16 protein-coding genes and 1 tRNA gene are annotated in these 15939 nt (G+C 61.3%); 11 read left to right on the forward strand and 6 right to left on the reverse strand.

The window, feature by feature from the left end; translation table 11 throughout:
* Positions 1-131: 131 nt before the first annotated feature.
* The gene (locus AC1RLZ_RS24220) at positions 132-608 is read right to left on the reverse strand and encodes an Hsp20 family protein (protein ID WP_493190680.1); all 477 of its coding nucleotides are present in this window, start codon (positions 606-608) and stop codon (positions 132-134) included.
* Between the two features lie 198 nt (positions 609-806).
* On the opposite strand from AC1RLZ_RS24220, the gene AC1RLZ_RS24225 reads away from it, so the two are divergent.
* Positions 807-1754 carry an alpha/beta fold hydrolase gene (locus AC1RLZ_RS24225; RefSeq protein WP_493190681.1) on the forward strand — a complete coding sequence of 316 codons (948 nt, stop codon included), beginning with the start codon at positions 807-809 and terminating at the stop codon, positions 1752-1754.
* Between the two features lie 13 nt (positions 1755-1767).
* Positions 1768-2403, forward strand: coding sequence for a LysE family translocator (locus AC1RLZ_RS24230; RefSeq protein ID WP_493190682.1), 636 nt, complete (start codon positions 1768-1770; stop codon positions 2401-2403).
* A gap of 81 nt (positions 2404-2484) precedes the next feature.
* On the opposite strand, the gene AC1RLZ_RS24235 is transcribed toward AC1RLZ_RS24230, so the two are convergent.
* Positions 2485-3237 carry a sulfite exporter TauE/SafE family protein gene (locus AC1RLZ_RS24235; RefSeq protein WP_493190683.1) on the reverse strand — a complete coding sequence of 251 codons (753 nt, stop codon included), beginning with the start codon at positions 3235-3237 and terminating at the stop codon, positions 2485-2487.
* Between the two features lie 89 nt (positions 3238-3326).
* Between AC1RLZ_RS24235 and AC1RLZ_RS24240 the strand changes: the two genes are divergently transcribed.
* Positions 3327-4220 (forward strand): LysR substrate-binding domain-containing protein, encoded by an 894-nt coding sequence (locus AC1RLZ_RS24240; protein ID WP_493190684.1) that lies wholly within the window; start codon positions 3327-3329, stop codon positions 4218-4220.
* A 10-nt stretch (positions 4221-4230) separates the two neighbouring features.
* Here the strand turns inward: AC1RLZ_RS24240 and hisN are convergent, their stop codons facing one another.
* From hisN to AC1RLZ_RS24255, 3 genes are all read right to left on the reverse strand, one after another.
* The gene (hisN, locus tag AC1RLZ_RS24245; RefSeq protein ID WP_493190685.1) at positions 4231-5013 is read right to left on the reverse strand and encodes a histidinol-phosphatase; all 783 of its coding nucleotides are present in this window, start codon (positions 5011-5013) and stop codon (positions 4231-4233) included.
* A gap of 618 nt (positions 5014-5631) precedes the next feature.
* On the reverse strand, positions 5632-5796 hold the full coding sequence (locus tag AC1RLZ_RS24250) for a Flp family type IVb pilin (protein ID WP_371420125.1): 165 nt from the start codon (positions 5794-5796) through the stop codon (positions 5632-5634).
* A 227-nt stretch (positions 5797-6023) separates the two neighbouring features.
* Positions 6024-6911 carry an N-formylglutamate amidohydrolase gene (locus tag AC1RLZ_RS24255; protein ID WP_371420124.1) on the reverse strand — a complete coding sequence of 296 codons (888 nt, stop codon included), beginning with the start codon at positions 6909-6911 and terminating at the stop codon, positions 6024-6026.
* Between the two features lie 291 nt (positions 6912-7202).
* On the opposite strand from AC1RLZ_RS24255, the gene cpdR reads away from it, so the two are divergent.
* The 3 genes from cpdR (at position 7203) to AC1RLZ_RS24270 (ending at position 8709) form a co-directional block, all read left to right on the forward strand.
* Positions 7203-7562: a cell cycle two-component system response regulator CpdR gene (gene cpdR, locus AC1RLZ_RS24260; RefSeq protein ID WP_092145876.1), complete on the forward strand. Its 360-nt coding sequence runs from the start codon at positions 7203-7205 to the stop codon at positions 7560-7562.
* Positions 7563-7690: 128 nt separating this feature from the next.
* A tRNA-Val gene (locus tag AC1RLZ_RS24265) sits at positions 7691-7765 on the forward strand.
* A gap of 173 nt (positions 7766-7938) precedes the next feature.
* The gene (locus AC1RLZ_RS24270; protein ID WP_493190686.1) at positions 7939-8709 is read left to right on the forward strand and encodes a gamma-glutamyl-gamma-aminobutyrate hydrolase family protein; all 771 of its coding nucleotides are present in this window, start codon (positions 7939-7941) and stop codon (positions 8707-8709) included.
* Between the two features lie 9 nt (positions 8710-8718).
* Here AC1RLZ_RS24270 and AC1RLZ_RS24275 read toward each other — a convergent pair whose 3' ends face one another.
* Positions 8719-10137, reverse strand: coding sequence for an MFS transporter (locus tag AC1RLZ_RS24275; protein WP_493190687.1), 1419 nt, complete (start codon positions 10135-10137; stop codon positions 8719-8721).
* A gap of 162 nt (positions 10138-10299) precedes the next feature.
* Between AC1RLZ_RS24275 and AC1RLZ_RS24280 the strand changes: the two genes are divergently transcribed.
* The 5 genes from AC1RLZ_RS24280 to AC1RLZ_RS24300 all read left to right on the forward strand — a co-directional run bounded on the left by AC1RLZ_RS24280 (position 10300) and on the right by AC1RLZ_RS24300 (position 15878).
* On the forward strand, positions 10300-11217 hold the full coding sequence (locus AC1RLZ_RS24280; RefSeq protein WP_493190688.1) for an amino acid ABC transporter substrate-binding protein: 918 nt from the start codon (positions 10300-10302) through the stop codon (positions 11215-11217).
* 118 nt (positions 11218-11335) lie between these two features.
* Entirely contained in the window at positions 11336-12067 is a 732-nt protein-coding gene (locus AC1RLZ_RS24285; protein ID WP_493190705.1) for an amino acid ABC transporter permease, read from the forward strand.
* Positions 12068-12070: 3 nt separating this feature from the next.
* Positions 12071-12763, forward strand: coding sequence for an amino acid ABC transporter permease (locus tag AC1RLZ_RS24290; RefSeq protein WP_371420120.1), 693 nt, complete (start codon positions 12071-12073; stop codon positions 12761-12763).
* 50 nt (positions 12764-12813) lie between these two features.
* Complete coding sequence (locus tag AC1RLZ_RS24295; protein WP_371420210.1) at positions 12814-13545, forward strand: amino acid ABC transporter ATP-binding protein; 732 nt, start codon at positions 12814-12816, stop codon at positions 13543-13545.
* A gap of 302 nt (positions 13546-13847) precedes the next feature.
* On the forward strand, positions 13848-15878 hold the full coding sequence (locus tag AC1RLZ_RS24300) for a methyl-accepting chemotaxis protein (protein WP_493190689.1): 2031 nt from the start codon (positions 13848-13850) through the stop codon (positions 15876-15878).
* Positions 15879-15939: the final 61 nt, after the last annotated feature.

The raw sequence follows: 15939 nt of genomic DNA on the forward strand, positions 1-15939 counted from the left end.
GAAGCCAATGGCTTTCCTCCCCACGCGAGAGCGGGGGAGGGACCAGGAAGCAACCATCGTCAAATAACAAAACGCCCCGGATTGCTCCGGGGCGTTTCGCATACAGCTACACTTACTTTACAAAGTCCCGCTTACGCGGCGACTTTCTCGGCCGAGCCGTCGACCACCTGCGGCGCGCTGACGGCGCTGGTGGAAATCGGAATGCTGCGTGGCTTCTTGGCTTCCGGAATCTCGCGAACGAGATCCACGTGGAGCAGGCCGTTCTCGAGCGAGGCGTTCTTCACCTGCACGAAGTCGGCAAGCTGGAAGGCGCGTTCGAAGGCACGGGCGGCAATGCCGCGATAGAGTACCTCGGCCTTGCTGCCGTTTTCGTTGGCGGCTTTCTCGCCCTTGATCGTCAGCGTATTTTCCTTCGCGACGATGGAGAGCTCGTTCTGCGCGAAGCCGGAAACGGCTACGCTGATGCGGTATTCGTTCTCGCCGGTGCGTTCGATATTATAGGGCGGATAGCCCGGCGCTGCGTCACCTGTGGTCTGATCCAGCAGATTGAACAGGCGGTCGAAGCCGACGGTGGAACGATAAAACGGGGTGAGATCATAGCTACGCATTCGGTAGTCCTCCATTGAGCGACTGTTGCAATAACCCGCCCGCCATAGGGCCGGGCTTTCGTGTCATGCAGCCTAGAGAGGCCTGCACGAAACTGATATGGGAGGGGTCTGGCGGCTCGCAAGGGGGGCCGAAAGATTCGCGCTGATCTGTCTCCCGCCCTTGAAATCCCGCGTTTTTCGCCTAGCCGGTCCCCCGCCATGACGCTTGTCTCGATTCCCGCCAACCCTGTTCCCGAGGGTGCCGTGTCCGGCACCATCAAGACGCCGGACGGCGTCGACCTGCGCTTTGCGCGCTGGGCGCCGACCACCGGGCGCAAGGGCACGGTCTGCGTGTTCAGCGGGCGCGGCGAATATATCGAGAAGTATTTCGAGACCGTGCGCGACCTGCGCGACCGCGGTTTTGCGGTGGCGATGATCGACTGGCGCGGGCAGGGCCATTCGTCTCGGCAGTTGCGGGATGGCCGCAAGGGATATGTGCGCAGTTTCTCCGATTTCGAGATCGACGTCGAAAGTTTCGTGCAGCAGGTGGTGATGCCGGATTGTCCGCCACCTTACTTCGCGCTGGCTCATTCGATGGGCGGCGCGGTGATGCTGCGCGTGGCGCATTCCGGCAAGCGCTGGTTCGACCGCATGGTGCTGTCGGCGCCGATGATCGATCTGCCCGGCCGCTCGACCTCGTTGCCGGCGCGCCTGTTGCTGCGCGTGATGCGCTTTACCGGGCAGGGCGGCAACTACATTCCCGGCGGCAATGGCGAACTGGTCGGCACCGCGTCATTCCCCAACAACAAACTGACCAGCGATCCCGTGCGCTATGCGCGCAATGCGGCGATTCTCGAAGAGGATCCGACACTCGGCATCGGCTCGCCCACGGTGGCCTGGGCCGATACGGCGATCCGCGGGATGCACGGCTTTCGCGAGGCCAGCTATCCCGTGAAGATCCGTCAGCCGATCCTGATGCTGGCTGCCAGCAGCGATCAGGTGGTGTCGACGCCGGCCATCGAGGAATTCGCCTATCATCTGCGTGCCGGCTCGCATCTGGTGATCGCCGGCTCCCGCCACGAGATTCTGCAGGAGCAGAATCGCTACCGGCAGCAGTTCTGGGCGGCGTTCGACGCATTCGTGCCGGGCACGCCTCTGTTCAAATAGTGAAGGACACTGCATGCTCGGTATCCACGGCCTCTGGCTCTTCATCCTGTCCGGCATCCTGCTCAACATCACGCCGGGACCGGACACGGCCTATATCGTCGGGCGCAGCGTGCAGATGGGCTGGCGCGGCGGCGTGGCGGGGGCACTGGGGATCAGTGCGGGATGTCTGGTCCATGTGTTCGCCGCGGCAGTCGGACTGTCGGCGTTGCTGGCGGCATCGTCCTACGCCTTCACTGCGGTCAAATGGATCGGCGCGGCCTATCTGCTCTATACCGGCTTCCAGATGCTGCGGGCGCGGGCGTCAGTGGCGACGGATGACCTTGCCGAAAGGGCGCCGCTATCGCTGCGGCAGGTGTTCCGGCAGGGCGTCTTCACCAATGCGCTGAACCCGAAAGTGGCGCTGTTCTTTCTCGCCTTCCTGCCGCAATTCGTCGACGTGGATGCGCCCAGCAAGGCGCTGGCCTTCATCGTACTGGGGCTGATCTTCATCAGCACGGGCACGATCTGGGGGCTTGGCACGGCCATTGTCGCGGCCAAGGCCGCCAGCCGCGTCCGGCAATCCAGTCAGGCGATGGTCTGGATCAACCGCGCGCTGGGTGGCGTGTTCATCTATCTCGGCATCCGCGTGGCAATGCTGGAGGCGCGTTAAGCGGAGGACGGTAGAGCGTCTTCGCGAAACCCATCACTGTCATGTTTCTTGATGGATGGGTTTCGCTGCGCTCTGCCCATCCTACTTCAGCACCGTGAAGGTCGCGGTGACGGCAAGATAGATGCCGAGCAGCAGCATCGCGATCAGGAACCAGCGGCGGAACTGCTCGGGCTCCATGCGATCGCGCACCGCCTGACCGATGAACATGCCGGCAAAAGCGGTGATCATCGCGACGATGCCGGGCACCGCCGTGGCGGCGGTGAGCAAGCCGGCGCTGCTGAGGTTGAAGGCCTGAGCCATCGTGGCGACGGTGAAGTACAGGCCGAGCGCCTGCACCAGCTCGTTCTTCTCCATGCCGATCGATTGCATGAACGGCATCGACGGAATGACCTGCACCCCGGTGGCGGCGGAGACCACGCCGGTCAGCAGGCCGGCGATGCCGCCGACCCATTTCTCGTTTTGCGGTGGCGTCTTGAACTGGAATTTCACCAGCGTCACCACGGCATAGATCACCAGCAGGACGCCGAGCACGATCGAACCATATTTGGCATAGGGACCGGTCATCAGGCTGCCGCACAGCCAGATGGTGATCGCGGTGCCGAGCAGCAGCGGCCACAGCCGGCGGATGATGTCGCGCAGATAGGGACCGACAAAGGTCTGCCAGATATTGGTGACGATGGCGGGGACGATGACGATGGTCAGCGCCTGCACCGGCGTCATGGTCACCGCCAGCAGGCCCATCGACACGGTGGGCAGGCCGAGGCCGATGACGCCTTTGACGAAGCCGGCGAGCGCAAAAACAGCAGCAATCAGAATGAGCATGGAATCGATCATGTGCGGCAGATTGACCGATCGGCGCGGCCGGCACAATGTGAAGGTTACGGAGATTGCCTTCGGCTGTAGCGAAGGCTGGAGGGCCAAGGATGCATGCCGATCTGGTCGATCTCAAACTCTTCGTGGCGGTCGCCGAAGCGCGCAGCATCACCGGCGGCGCAAATGCGGCCAATCTGGCGCTGGCCTCGGCAAGCGCCCGGATCAAGGGCCTGGAAGCGACGGTCGGTGTGCCGCTGCTGAAACGGGGCCGACGCGGCGTCACGCTGACGACCGCCGGCGAAAGCCTGCTCGGCCACGCCCGCATCATCCTGCAGAATATCGAGACCATGCGCGGCGACATGGCCGCCTATGCCAATGGCATGAAGGCCAGTGTGTCGATGCTGGCCAATACAGTGGGTCTGTCCGAACATCTGCCGAAGGCGCTGGCAAGTTTCCTGCGCGAGCACCCCAATGTCAGTCTTGAGGTCGAGGAGCGCGAGAGCGCCGATATCGCCCAGGCGATCGCCGCGGGCATCGCCGATTTCGGCTTCGCCGCCGAGCATACGCTGCCGGACAGCCTTGAACGCTTCACTTTCAACGAAGACCGCCTGATGCTGGTGACGGCGCCGCGCAGCGATCTGGCCGGCCGGCGTCACATCGATTTCCATGAGATCATCGACCGCGACTTTGTCGGGCTGACCAATGCGACCGCGCTGCAGAACCACATCGGCAAATATGCGGCGCAGCTCGGCGCGCGGCTGCGCTATCGGGCACAGATGCGGGATTTCGATGCGATGTGCCAGATGGCGGCGGCGGGCGTCGGGATCGCCATCGTGCCGGAGGTCGCCGCGCGGCGCTGCGCACGGTCAACAGCGCTGGCGCTGATCCGGATTCGCGATCCCTGGGCGAACCGCAAGCTGGCGATCTGCTTTCGCAGCCTGAAGACGTTATCCCGTCCCGCGCAGCAGATGATCGAGCATTTGCGAACCGCAGCGCGGGCGTAGCAGTGCCCGATCAGGCGTTCAGGATCTTCAGCGCGGCCTCATGCACGCGCGGGTCGCCGGCAGCGACGATGCGGCCGCCATTCTGCGCGGGCTTGCCCTCCCAGGTGGTCACCACGCCGCCGGCACCGGTGATGATCGGGATCAGCGCTGCGATATCGTAGGGCTTCAGCTCGGTCTCGATGACGAGATCGAGATGGCCCGCGGCGAGCATGCAATAGGAATAGCAATCGCCGCCGTAGCGCGTCAGCCGGACGTCTTTTTCGACGTCGTGAAACTTCGCGCGATCGGCATCGCCCATCAGCCGCGGGCTGGTGGTGAACAGCGTCGCATCCGTCAGCGAGGCGCAGCGCCGGACGGCCAATTTGCGGCTGGTGTTGTTGGCGCCCTGGTAGCGCGCCGAGCCGCTGTCACCGCTGAAGCGTTCGCCGATATAGGGCTGGTGCATCATGCCATAGACCGGTGTGCCCCGATGCAGCAGCGCAATCAGCGTGCCCCAGATCGGAAAGCCGGAGATGAAGGATTTGGTGCCGTCGATCGGGTCGAGGACCCAGACATATTCAGCGTCTTCGCGCTCGGTGCCGAATTCCTCGCCGACAATACCGTGCTGCGGGAAGTTGGCCTTGATCAGCCGGCGCATTACCGCCTCGGCCGCGCGGTCGGCTTCCGTGACCGGGTCGAAATCGGCGCTGTTCTTGTTGTCGACGCTCAGCGAGGTGCGAAAGAACGGCAGGATGGTCTCGCCCGACGAGGTCGCAAGGCGACCAATGAAGGCGTTGAAGTCGATGACCGTCACGGAGAGGTCCTTTGTTGCGGCGGCTGAATGGGCGCGTGTCGCTTCCTATACAGGGCGGGAGAACGACCCGCATCTGCGCTGATCGAATTCCCTCTGCGATTCCCCTAAACCACAGCGCTGAATCGGGTTGCGATTTCCCTAAGATTTCTGATGTCCGACATCAGAAATTGGACAATGAAATGAACATAAAATCATTTCATAAATAGGTCAGATCTACTGTCGTTTTTGTATCATATTGATTTTGCTTACCAAAATTATGACGCCTATGCCTGAACGGTGCGATCACCATGCGAAATTTGCATGGAAATTTGCCCGAAAACTCTTGCACTTGGTGCGTCGCGGCTGCATATTGTTGCGGTGCGGTAGCGCTTGCGCTATCGCTGCCCTCCTTGGGCGTTTCCTCCCTAGACTTGGGCCGCTTGCTATCGCAAGCGGCCCTTTTTTCTTGTCGGAGGAGTTTTTGCATCAAGCGGCCCGACGTGGTCGCCGGCGATTGTCTTGTGTCACCTGACCTGTTGGTCGTCTGGCACCCCGACAGCTTCGGGCCCATGACGACGTCAGTCATCAAGCAAGACTTATTCGGCTGAGAACCTCAAGCCGGTGTCCACGTCGCGAAGGTTACTTCAGTGACGAGTTGATCTCGGTGAACTTGCCATTGAGGTTTGTGCCGAGGCCGTTGACGACGGCAATGATGGCCAGCGAGATGCCGGCGGCAATCAGCCCGTATTCGATCGCAGTCGCTCCCGATTCGTCCGACCAGAATTTCCTGATCATGCTCTTCATATTCTCTCCTGTCATGTTGCGCGGTTCCAATCCGCGGCATCACGCTGGTGGGAATAACCTAAAGTTGTATGAATCCCGACGGTAAAACCCCGCCCTATCTCTGCGTCCGACAATAAATGCCAATATGCCGCAGCAAATAAGCACCTATGACTCTGCGGTCACGGTTCCAAAATACCACATCTGATTGAGTTGACGGTTTGAGTCCGGGCAGGGCTTTCGGGCCCGGCCTATTCGGCAGCGGCCTGGAATGGACCGAGGCTGTCCAGCGGGATCGTGGCCAATGCATCCGCCAGGACGGTAAAATCGGCAGCAATCTGATCGAAGCGCGCGGTCCTCTCGCGGCGGCGCTCATCCATATAGATCGCCCGGTTCAGCTCGATCTGGATAGCGTGCAGCCCGCTGGCCGGGTTGCCGTAATGCTCGGTAATGAAGCCGCCGGCATAGGGTTTGTTACGGCCCAGCGAATAGCCGAGGCCGCCGAACGTGTCTTCGACCACTTCGGCAAGGACGCTCGCGCAACTCGTGCCATAGCGGTCACCGACGACGACGTCCGGGCGGCGCGGCTCCTCGCGGGAAATTCCGATGGAGGGCATCGAGTGGCAATCCACCAGGATCACCGTGCCGAATGTCTGGTGCGCCTTGTTGATCAGGCGGCGCAGGGCGCGGTGGTACGGCTTGTACAGCGCCTCGATGCGGGTGAGGGCGTCATCGACGTCCAGTCGCTCACGGTAGATCTCCTGACCGTCGCCGACCACCCGGGGAATCGTGCCGAGGCCGCCGGCCACTCGCATCGAGCGGGTATTGGCAAAACTGGGCAGCCGGCCGTTGAACATCCGCGGATCGAGCTCGTAGGGCTCGCGATTAACGTCCACATAGGAGCGCGGAAAATGCACCCGGACCACCGGGAAGCCGCGATCGCTCAATCCGGCGATCAATTCGTCCATGAACGAATCTTCGGAGCGGCGCAGCGCCGTCACGTCGATCCGGGAGGCGCTCAGGAAGTCTGCCGGATAGACCGAGCCGGAATGCGGGGAATTGAAAATGATCGGGGCGCGCCAGTTGGCAGGCTCGACGATCTCGAAGGGAGGCGACAGCTCACCGTCAAACTGGGTCATCGTCGCGCATCGTCCCTGCAGCCACGTTCTTCGGTTTGCCCAGTCTGGCAGAAAACCGGCGCTTTGTGAGGCCGCATTGTCGATAACCGAAACAGGTCTGCCAAGTTAAAAACTTCCGCAGGCGTGACGATCACGAGAAATGCGCTCATTTGTTGTGTTTCACGGCGTTCTGGCGCACCATCTTGAGACGCTTATGCACAGCCTGCGCTGATCACCTTCACCCGAAATTTACCAGACCTCGGGCTTAGTGGGCGAACAGGTCCTCTCATTCGGGTTCGACGTCCAACCGCCATGCACAAAATCCTTCTCGCCGAAGACGACAACGACATGCGCCGCTTCCTGGTGAAGGCGTTGGAAAACGCCGGTTTTCAGGTGTCGCACCACGATAACGGGATGTCGGCCTATCAGAGACTCCGCGAGGAGCCCTTTGAAATGCTTCTGACGGATATCGTGATGCCGGAGATGGATGGGATCGAACTGGCGCGTCGCGCCAGCGAACTCGACCCCGACATCAAGATCATGTTCATCACCGGCTTTGCGGCTGTGGCGCTGAATTCGGACTCCGAAGCGCCGAAAAACGCCAAGGTGCTGGCCAAGCCGGTCCACCTGCGTGAATTGGTCAGCGAAGTGAACAAGATGCTGGCGGCCTGAGGGCGGCTGGCTTCCTTGCCGAATTTCTTGGATTTTCCTGCAAATGAGGCAAGGATTGCCCCTCCGGCGTCCTTGCTTGTCCGGGTTTGACCCGTTATAGACCCCACACCCGTAACGACCGGTTCTTAGGGCGCGTAGCTCAGCGGGAGAGCACTTCCTTGACATGGAAGGGGTCACAGGTTCGATCCCTGTCGCGCCCACCATCTAAAACCGCCGCCTGACCTCTCCGAAACCGCTGAATTGACGCCTTATGGGTTCGAAGAGGCGTTTCTTTCTCAAATGTCATGCTTCGTGACAGTTTTGTTTCGGAACCAGTCGTGTTCACGCCGTGACTCGGCTATAGCTCAATGGTCCAGGACTTTTCGACCGGAAGCTGATGCCAACGAAGACCCGGCCGGTAATCGGCGTGATCGGCAACGCGTATCGCATTGAGAACAGGTTCTCCGTCCAGGCGGTCGGAGAAAACAACCTTCGTGCGGTCGCCGAAGTGGCCAATGCCCTGCCGATGATGTTCGCCGGCACCCCCGACATCACAGATGTCGGTCAGGTGCTCGATCTGGTCGACGGCATCCTGCTCACCGGCGCGCGGGCCAACGTCCACCCGACCCGATTCGGCATGGAAGCGCATGTCCGTCACGAGCCCTACGATAATGGCCGTGATGCGGTGGCGCTGGCCATGATCGAGGCCTGTGTCACGCGCGGGGTCCCGATCTTTGGCATCTGTCGCGGACTGCAAGAGATGAACGTAGCGTTCGGCGGTTCGCTGCATCCCGAGATCCGCGAGATTCCCGGCCGTATCAATCATCGTATGCCCAGGCTCGAGAGTGGCGAGATCCATCCCGATCCGGCCGTCGTGTTCGCCGATCGCCACGAAGTGCATCTGACCAGCAACGGCACCTTTGCCAGCCTGTTGGGCCGCGAGACCATCACGGTGAATTCCCTGCATGGCCAGGGCATCGATATCCCCGGCAAGCGGGTGGTGATCGAGGGCGTTGCCGAGGACGGTACCATCGAGGCCATCCGCATTGCCGATGCACCGAGCTTTGCGCTCGGTGTGCAATGGCACGCGGAATATGACCCGCAGATCAATCCGATCAATCGCACGCTCTTTCAGGCTTTCGGCGAGGCGGTAGCCGCTCGCAGGTAGCGTGGTTTCTCAGGACTGCGGTCGCGCCGCTATCAGCAGGAATGCGCTGAGCGCTGCTGCGATACAAAGCGCCGCACCTCCGATCGTCGCTGCTGCAAATGCGCTAATTAGCGCCGGTCCCTTTGCCGCTATGACCGATCCGATCAGCGCCGTGACCACAAGGCCTCCAGTGCGTGCGACCGCGCTGTTGAAACCGGAGGCAGACCCCGTGTGACGCGCATCGACTGACATCAGTACGGCCGTGGTCAGAGGTGCAACGGCGCCGGCCATGCCAATGGCGATGACGATCATGGCGGGGAGAACGCCGGTCCAGTAGCTGGTGTAGGAACCGATGCGGAGCGCGAGTAAAAAACCCGTCGCGACAATCACCGGTCCCAGCGTCAGCATGATCCGTGGGCCGGTTCTGGCCGCGAGCGAACCGGCGAACGGTGATATCAAAGAGATGACAAGTGGCAAGGGCAGCAGCGCGGCACCGGCCTGTGTCGCCGTGTAGCCGGCGGCTTCGATCAGGAGATAAGGTATCAGGACGAACAGCCCACCGAGTGCGCCGTACAACAGGAATGTCAGCAGTGTCAGGCCGACGAAGCTGGCGGACCCGAACAGTGCAAGCGGCATCATTGCGCGTTCACCTTTGCGGCCTTCGACCCGCACGAACACAAGCAAGAGCAGGAGGCCTGCGGCAAGCACGACAGGCGTGAAACCCGCCCAATCATGTGACGTAGCTTCGGTCAGGCTCCAGGTGGTCAGTCCAAGTCCCGCAGTCGCGAGGATGGCACCGAAACTGTCGAGCGGTTGATCGCCGTCGTGTCGATCGCGGGGGATGCCAAGGCAGGCAAGCGCCATCGCCGCCAGGGCGATCGGCACATTGATGAGAAAGATGAGATGCCAGCTGCCGATGTCGATCAGCCATCCACCCAGCACAGGGCCGAGCGCGCCCGCTGCGGCACCGCTGGCAGCCCAGATGCCGATGGCGCGCCCCTTGGCTTCGCCGGAAAATGTCTGGCCGAGGATCGCCAGACTGTTCGGCATCAGCATCGCCGCGCTGACTCCCTGCAGAAAACGCGCGGCCAACAGCAAGCGCAGGCTGGGCGCCACAGCGCAGGCCAACGAGGCCAGCGCAAACAGGCCAACGCCCCAGATCAGAAGTCTGCGGCGACCGAAGCGGTCGCCTGCTGCACCGCCGAGCAAAAGAAGTGAACTAAGCGGCAATAGATAAGCGTTGATCACCCATTGCAGGTCGCCGGCATCGGCCTGAAAACTCGCTGCAATGGCAGGAAGTCCGACATTCACCACCGATCCGTCGATGAAGGCCAGGCTGGAGGCCAGGATCGTGGTAGCGATTACCAGGCGGGGATGGCTGATATCATCAATCTTTTCCGTGGCGCCCGCGGCGCCTGCGTCACAAAGTGCGTGCAGGGCGTTGCTCATGACCGGGTTGTACGGGGAACGGGAGCTCAGAACAAACTGTTGTCGTCCGATCGGGCAATTCCGTTTTGGCCCCGATTGTGCAAGCATCCCGGGCGGTCGCGCAAGGGCGCTCGGAAAGAGAGTCGTTCGGCGTGAGATCGGACTGTGTTGAGGAGAGGGACTATGAAACGAATTTTTCTGTTGGGAAGCATGATCGCCGCGGCGGTTTGCACGACGCAGGCGGGCGCTCAGGAGCTCACCGGCACGCTCAAGAAGATCAAGGACACCGGCGCCATCACCATCGGCTTCCGCGATTCTTCGGTGCCGTTCTCCTATCTCGACGACAATCAGAAGCCCGTCGGCTTCGCCATGGACATCTGCTACAAGATCGTCGATGCGGTGAAGAAAGAGCTGAAGAACGACAAGATCGAGATCAAGCTGAACCCGGTCACCTCGGCCACCCGTATTCCGCTGATTGCCAACGGCACCGTCGATCTCGAATGCGGCTCGACCACCAACAATGCCGATCGTCAGAAGCAGGTGTCCTTCACCAATACGCACTTCCTGACCGCCAGCCGCTTCGTTTCGAAGAAGGCCAGCAAGCTCGACAAGATCGACGATCTGAAGGGCAAGTCGGTGGTTTCGACGTCCGGCACCACCAACATCAAGCAGCTCACCGAGGTCAATGCCGCCCGCAATCTCGGCATCAACATCATTCCCGCCAAGGACCATGCCGAAGCGTTCCTGATGGTCGAGACCGACCGCGCCGTAGCCTTCGTCATGGATGACATCCTGCTCGCCAGCCTTGCCGCCGGCGCGCGCGATCCGAGCGCCTATGTGATCTCCAAGGATGCATTCTCCAAGCCTGAGCCTTACGGCATCATGCTGCGCAAGGACGATGCCCCGTTCAAGAAGGTCGCCGATGCCGCCACTGCCGAGCTCTACAAGAGCCCGGAAGGCGCCAAGATCTATGACAAGTGGTTCATGCAGAAGATCCCGCCGAAGGGCCTCAATCTGAACGTTCCGATGGGCGCCGAACAGAAGAAGGCGTTCGCCAGCCCGTCGGATTCGCCGGATCCGGACGCCTACACCGCCAATTAACTCTTGCTTGCCTCTCCCCGCCTGCGGGGAGAGGTAACAAGCAATGGCCCGGCCATTGCATGGGTTTTTGCCGGAAGTTGTCTGGTTTTCGCGTGGGACGGCGCGTGGGGGTGAAGGCGTGAACTATAACTGGAATTGGGGGATCTTCTGGGACCAGACGCCTGACGCGACGGGGACCTATTTCGGCTCGCTGATGAGCGGGCTCCAGGTCACCATCCTGCTCGCACTCAGCGCCTGGTTCATCGCTTTTGTGATGGGCTCTCTGATCGGCATCATGCGTACGCTGCCTGCGCGCTGGGCGGTGTTTGTCGGCAATGCCTATATCGAGATGTTCCGCAACATTCCGCTGCTGGTACAGCTATTCATCTGGTTCTTCGTCGTTCCCGAATTGCTGCCCGGCGATCTCGGAATCTGGATCAAGCAGCTGCGCAACGGGCCGTTCATTGCCGCGATGCTTGGGCTTGGCTTCTATATGTCATCGCGTGTCGCCGCGCAGATCACCGCCGGCATCAATGCACTGCCGAAAGGCCAGCGCATGGCGGGCACGGCGATCGGACTCACCACCTGGCAGACCTATCGCTACATCCTGCTGCCGCTGGCCTATCGCATCATCTTCCCGCCGCTGACCTCTGAATTCCTCAACACCATCAAGAACACGGCGCCGGCGCTGACCATCGGCGTGCTCGAACTGACGGCACGGGCGCGGTCCATGCAGGAATTCTCGTTCCAGGTGTTCGAGGCCTTCTCGGCTGCCGCTGCCATCTATCTCGTCCTCAGTGCCGTCGTGACGATCGGAATGCGCATCATCGAAAAGCGCCTGGCGATCCCCGGCTTCAACGGGGGGAAATAAGCGATGTTCAGCAATTTCGATTACGACGTCATCTGGCGCAGCCTGCCCTACCTGTTTCAGCAGGGCATGGCGTTTACCCTCACGTTGACGGCGATAGCGACCTTCTTCGGTCTCATCCTCGGCACCTTGATCGCGATGATGCGGCTGTCGTCCAGTGCCGTGCTGTCGGGCTTCGCCGTGAGCTATGTCAATCTGATGCGCTCGCTGCCGCTCGTGCTGGTGATCTTCCTGTTCTACTTCCTGATGCCCTATGTCGGGCAGTGGATCATCCGATCCGATCAGCCGGTGCAGGTCGGGGCCTATGCCTCGACCATCGTCACCTTCACGCTGTTCGAAGCGGCCTACTTCTCGGAGATCATGCGCGCCGGTATCCAGTCGGTTCCGCGGGGGCAGGTGATGGCGGGCTACGCCATCGGGCTCAACTATCGCGAGGTGATGCGCCGCGTCGTGCTGCCGCAAGCGTTCCGCAACATGCTGCCGGTGATCTTCACCCAGACCATCGTGCTGTTCCAGGACACATCGCTGGTCTATGTGCTGTCGATCACGGATTTTCTGGGCGCAGCGTCCAAGGTTGCGCAGCGTGACGGTCGTCTCACAGAAATGTATCTGTTCGCGGCGCTCGTCTACTTCCTGATCTGCTTCACTGCCTCGTTCTTTGTGAAGCGCTTGCAGAAGCGCATCAGCATCATCCGCTAGTCACTTCGCTTTCAGTTTTTGCCTCCAACTGTCGGTCGCTCATCATGCCCATGATCACCATCGAGAAAGTCAGCAAGTGGTACAATCCGCAGTTCCAGGTGCTGAAGAGCTGCACGACGAGTGTCGAAAAGGGCGAGGTCGTTGTCGTCTGCGGTCCGTCGGGGTCGGGGAAGTCGACGCTGATCAAGACCGTGAATGCGCTTGAGCCCGTGCAGGAGGGCACCATCATGGTGGACGGGCTGAATGTCACGACGATGAAGAAGGATCTGCCGAAGCTGCGCTCGCGCGTCGGCATGGTGTTTCAGCACTTCGAACTGTTTCCGCATTTGAAGATCGTCGAGAACCTGTGTCTCGGCCAGACCATCGTGCTCGGTCGCTCTGAAGATGCAGCGAAAGCCAAGGCCATGAAGATGCTGGAGCGCGTCGGCCTGACGGCGCATGCGCAGAAATATCCCGGCCAGCTCTCCGGCGGCCAGCAGCAGCGCGTCGCCATCGCGCGCGCGCTGGTGATGGACCCGATCTGCATGCTGTTCGACGAGCCGACCTCGGCGCTCGATCCCGAAATGATCAACGAGGTGCTCGACGTCATGGTCGAACTCGCCAAGGAAGGCATGACCATGATGGTCGTGACCCACGAAATGGGCTTCGCCAAGAAGGTCGCCAATCGCGTCATCTTCATGGATGCCGGCGAGATCGTCGAAGACGCGCAGAAGGAAGACTTCTTCGGCCATCCGCGCAGCGATCGGGCGCAGCACTTCCTGTCGAAGATCCTCTCGCACTGACGCATACAGCGTCGTGCAGGTGCCTCAAGTTTATGCAGGTTCTTGAATGCTGCGTGACGGGGCAATTAACGAATGTGTCAGAAATGAAGTGGTATCCTTCAACCGTGAGGGCGAGGGCCTGTTGGTCCGCTGATTGAACTCCACCGGAGTGATTGGGTCTTTGTCCTCACGGACAACTCGTGTTGCCACGCTCTCGGTTTCTGCCCGCATAATTCTCTGATCGTCTTCCCACGACTCGAGTCAGACTGCGCGAGCCATGTTGCGCGCGTCCTGCCTTGACCCTTCACTGGAAAGTGCATCGCATGATCAAGTTCAACAGCGTCGGCAACAAATTGGGTCTTGCCGGTCTCGTTGGCATCTTGCTCTCGGTGGGCGTCGTGGCGAACCAGATGAGAACCGAGACCGCGATCTCCGAGGTCAATCGGCTGGCAGATGTGCAGCAGAAGATCGCCGACAGCGCGCTGGAGGCCGAGGGCCAGATGCGCGGCATGCGCCTCGCCAGTCAGGCCCTGCGCATGGCCATCACCACGCCGGAAATCGACAAGAACGCTGCCGCGATCAGGGCCGCCAAGGCCGCGCAGGACCGCATCATCGATGCCGCGTCCGCGCTGGCGACCAGGCCGGAATACAAGGACAATTTCGCGAAGATCAAGGCGCTGACATCGACCTATGTCGCCGCTGCCGACGAGATCGCCGGTCTGCAGAAGAAACTGCTCGAGCTCTATCGCAACCGGAATGTCGCGGTGATCGACTGGAACCGCCATCTCGATCAGATGCGCCTTACCACCGCTGTCACGGAGGCGACGAACTGGCCCGAAGTCGATGGACAGCTCAAGATCGCGGACAATGCCATCAATGCCGTGCAGGCAGCCGCATGGCGCTACGCATCGATGAATGAAGTCACGCAGAAGGGCCAGATTATCACCCGGGCCAAGGTGCTGACCGACGCACTGGCCAAGGCCAGCGTGTTCGAGGACAGCGAACTCGTGCAGAACGGCTTGATCCAGCTCGGTACCGACATGAAGAAGTTCATGACGGCCACCGATGAAGCGATCAGCAACAACGACCAGAAGACCGATATTGTCCGCACCAGGATCACCCCTACTGCTGCGGCGGCGTCCCAGCTGGCCGCGGAATCGGTATCATCGGCCAAGGCTGCGGTTGGAGAGGCCCGGGCGCAGGCTGCCGATGAAATGGCACGTTCCGGCCAGGTCAATCTCGCGCTCGGACTGGCAGTCGTGCTGGTGCTGATCTGCACCATGGTGTTCTCCTTCGTCGGCGTCGCACGGCCGATGACGCGTCTGAACGGTGCCATGGGCAAGATGGCGGCTGGCGATCTTGACGTCGTCATTCCTGGCGCCAAGCGCGGCGACGAAATCGGCGATATTGCCAAGACCGTTACGGTCATTCGCGCCAATGCCGAACAGAAGGCGCGCGACGAGGCAGCGGCGCGCGTCGATCAGGACAGTCTTGCTGCGGCGTCGCGCAAGCGTGAAATGGTTGATCTCGCCGATACATTCGAACGCGCTGTCGGCAACATCGTGGACAATGTCTCGTCGGCATCGACTCAACTCGAGGAAGCCGCGGGCGCGCTGATGGCGACGGCCGAACAGGCCAAGGAACTGACGGCCACCGTGGCTGCCGCATCGGACGAAGCGTCGACCAATGTGCAGGCGGTGGCGTCTTCGACTGAGGAGATGTCGTCGTCGGTCAACGAGATCAGCCGGCAGGTTCAGGAGTCAGCGAACATCGCCAACTCCGCCGTTGCACAGGCGCGCAAGACCAATGATCGTGTGGCAGAACTCGCGAAGGCAGCGGCCCGGATCGGCGACGTGGTCGAGCTCATCAACACCATTGCCGGTCAGACCAATTTGCTGGCGCTCAACGCCACCATCGAAGCGGCGCGCGCCGGCGATGCCGGCCGCGGCTTTGCGGTCGTTGCATCCGAAGTAAAAGCGCTGGCCGAACAGACGGCCAAGGCGACCGGCGACATCAGCCATCAGATCAACGGCATCCAGGCGGCGACCCAGGAATCCGTCGGCGCCATCAAGGAGATTGGTGACACCATCGGCCGCATGTCGGAGATAGCCTCGACCATTGCATCTGCCGTCGAGCAGCAGGGCGCGGCCACGCAGGAAATCTCCCGCAACGTGCAACAGGCGGCGCAGGGCACGATGCAGGTGACGTCGAACATTACCGATGTGCAGCGCGGGGCCAGCGAGACCGGGTCGGCCTCGACGCAGGTGCTGTCCGCCGCGCAATCGTTGTCCGGCGAAAGCGCGCGGCTCAAACTCGAAGTCGGCAAGTTCCTGGACTCCGTCCGGGCTGCATAAATTCATGCTTCTCCCAATGGGGAAAGCAGTAACGAAGACGGCGCCCGCCGCCGAGACCAGA

It is taken from the genome of Tardiphaga sp. GW822-FHT04G09, from assembly GCF_058800725.1.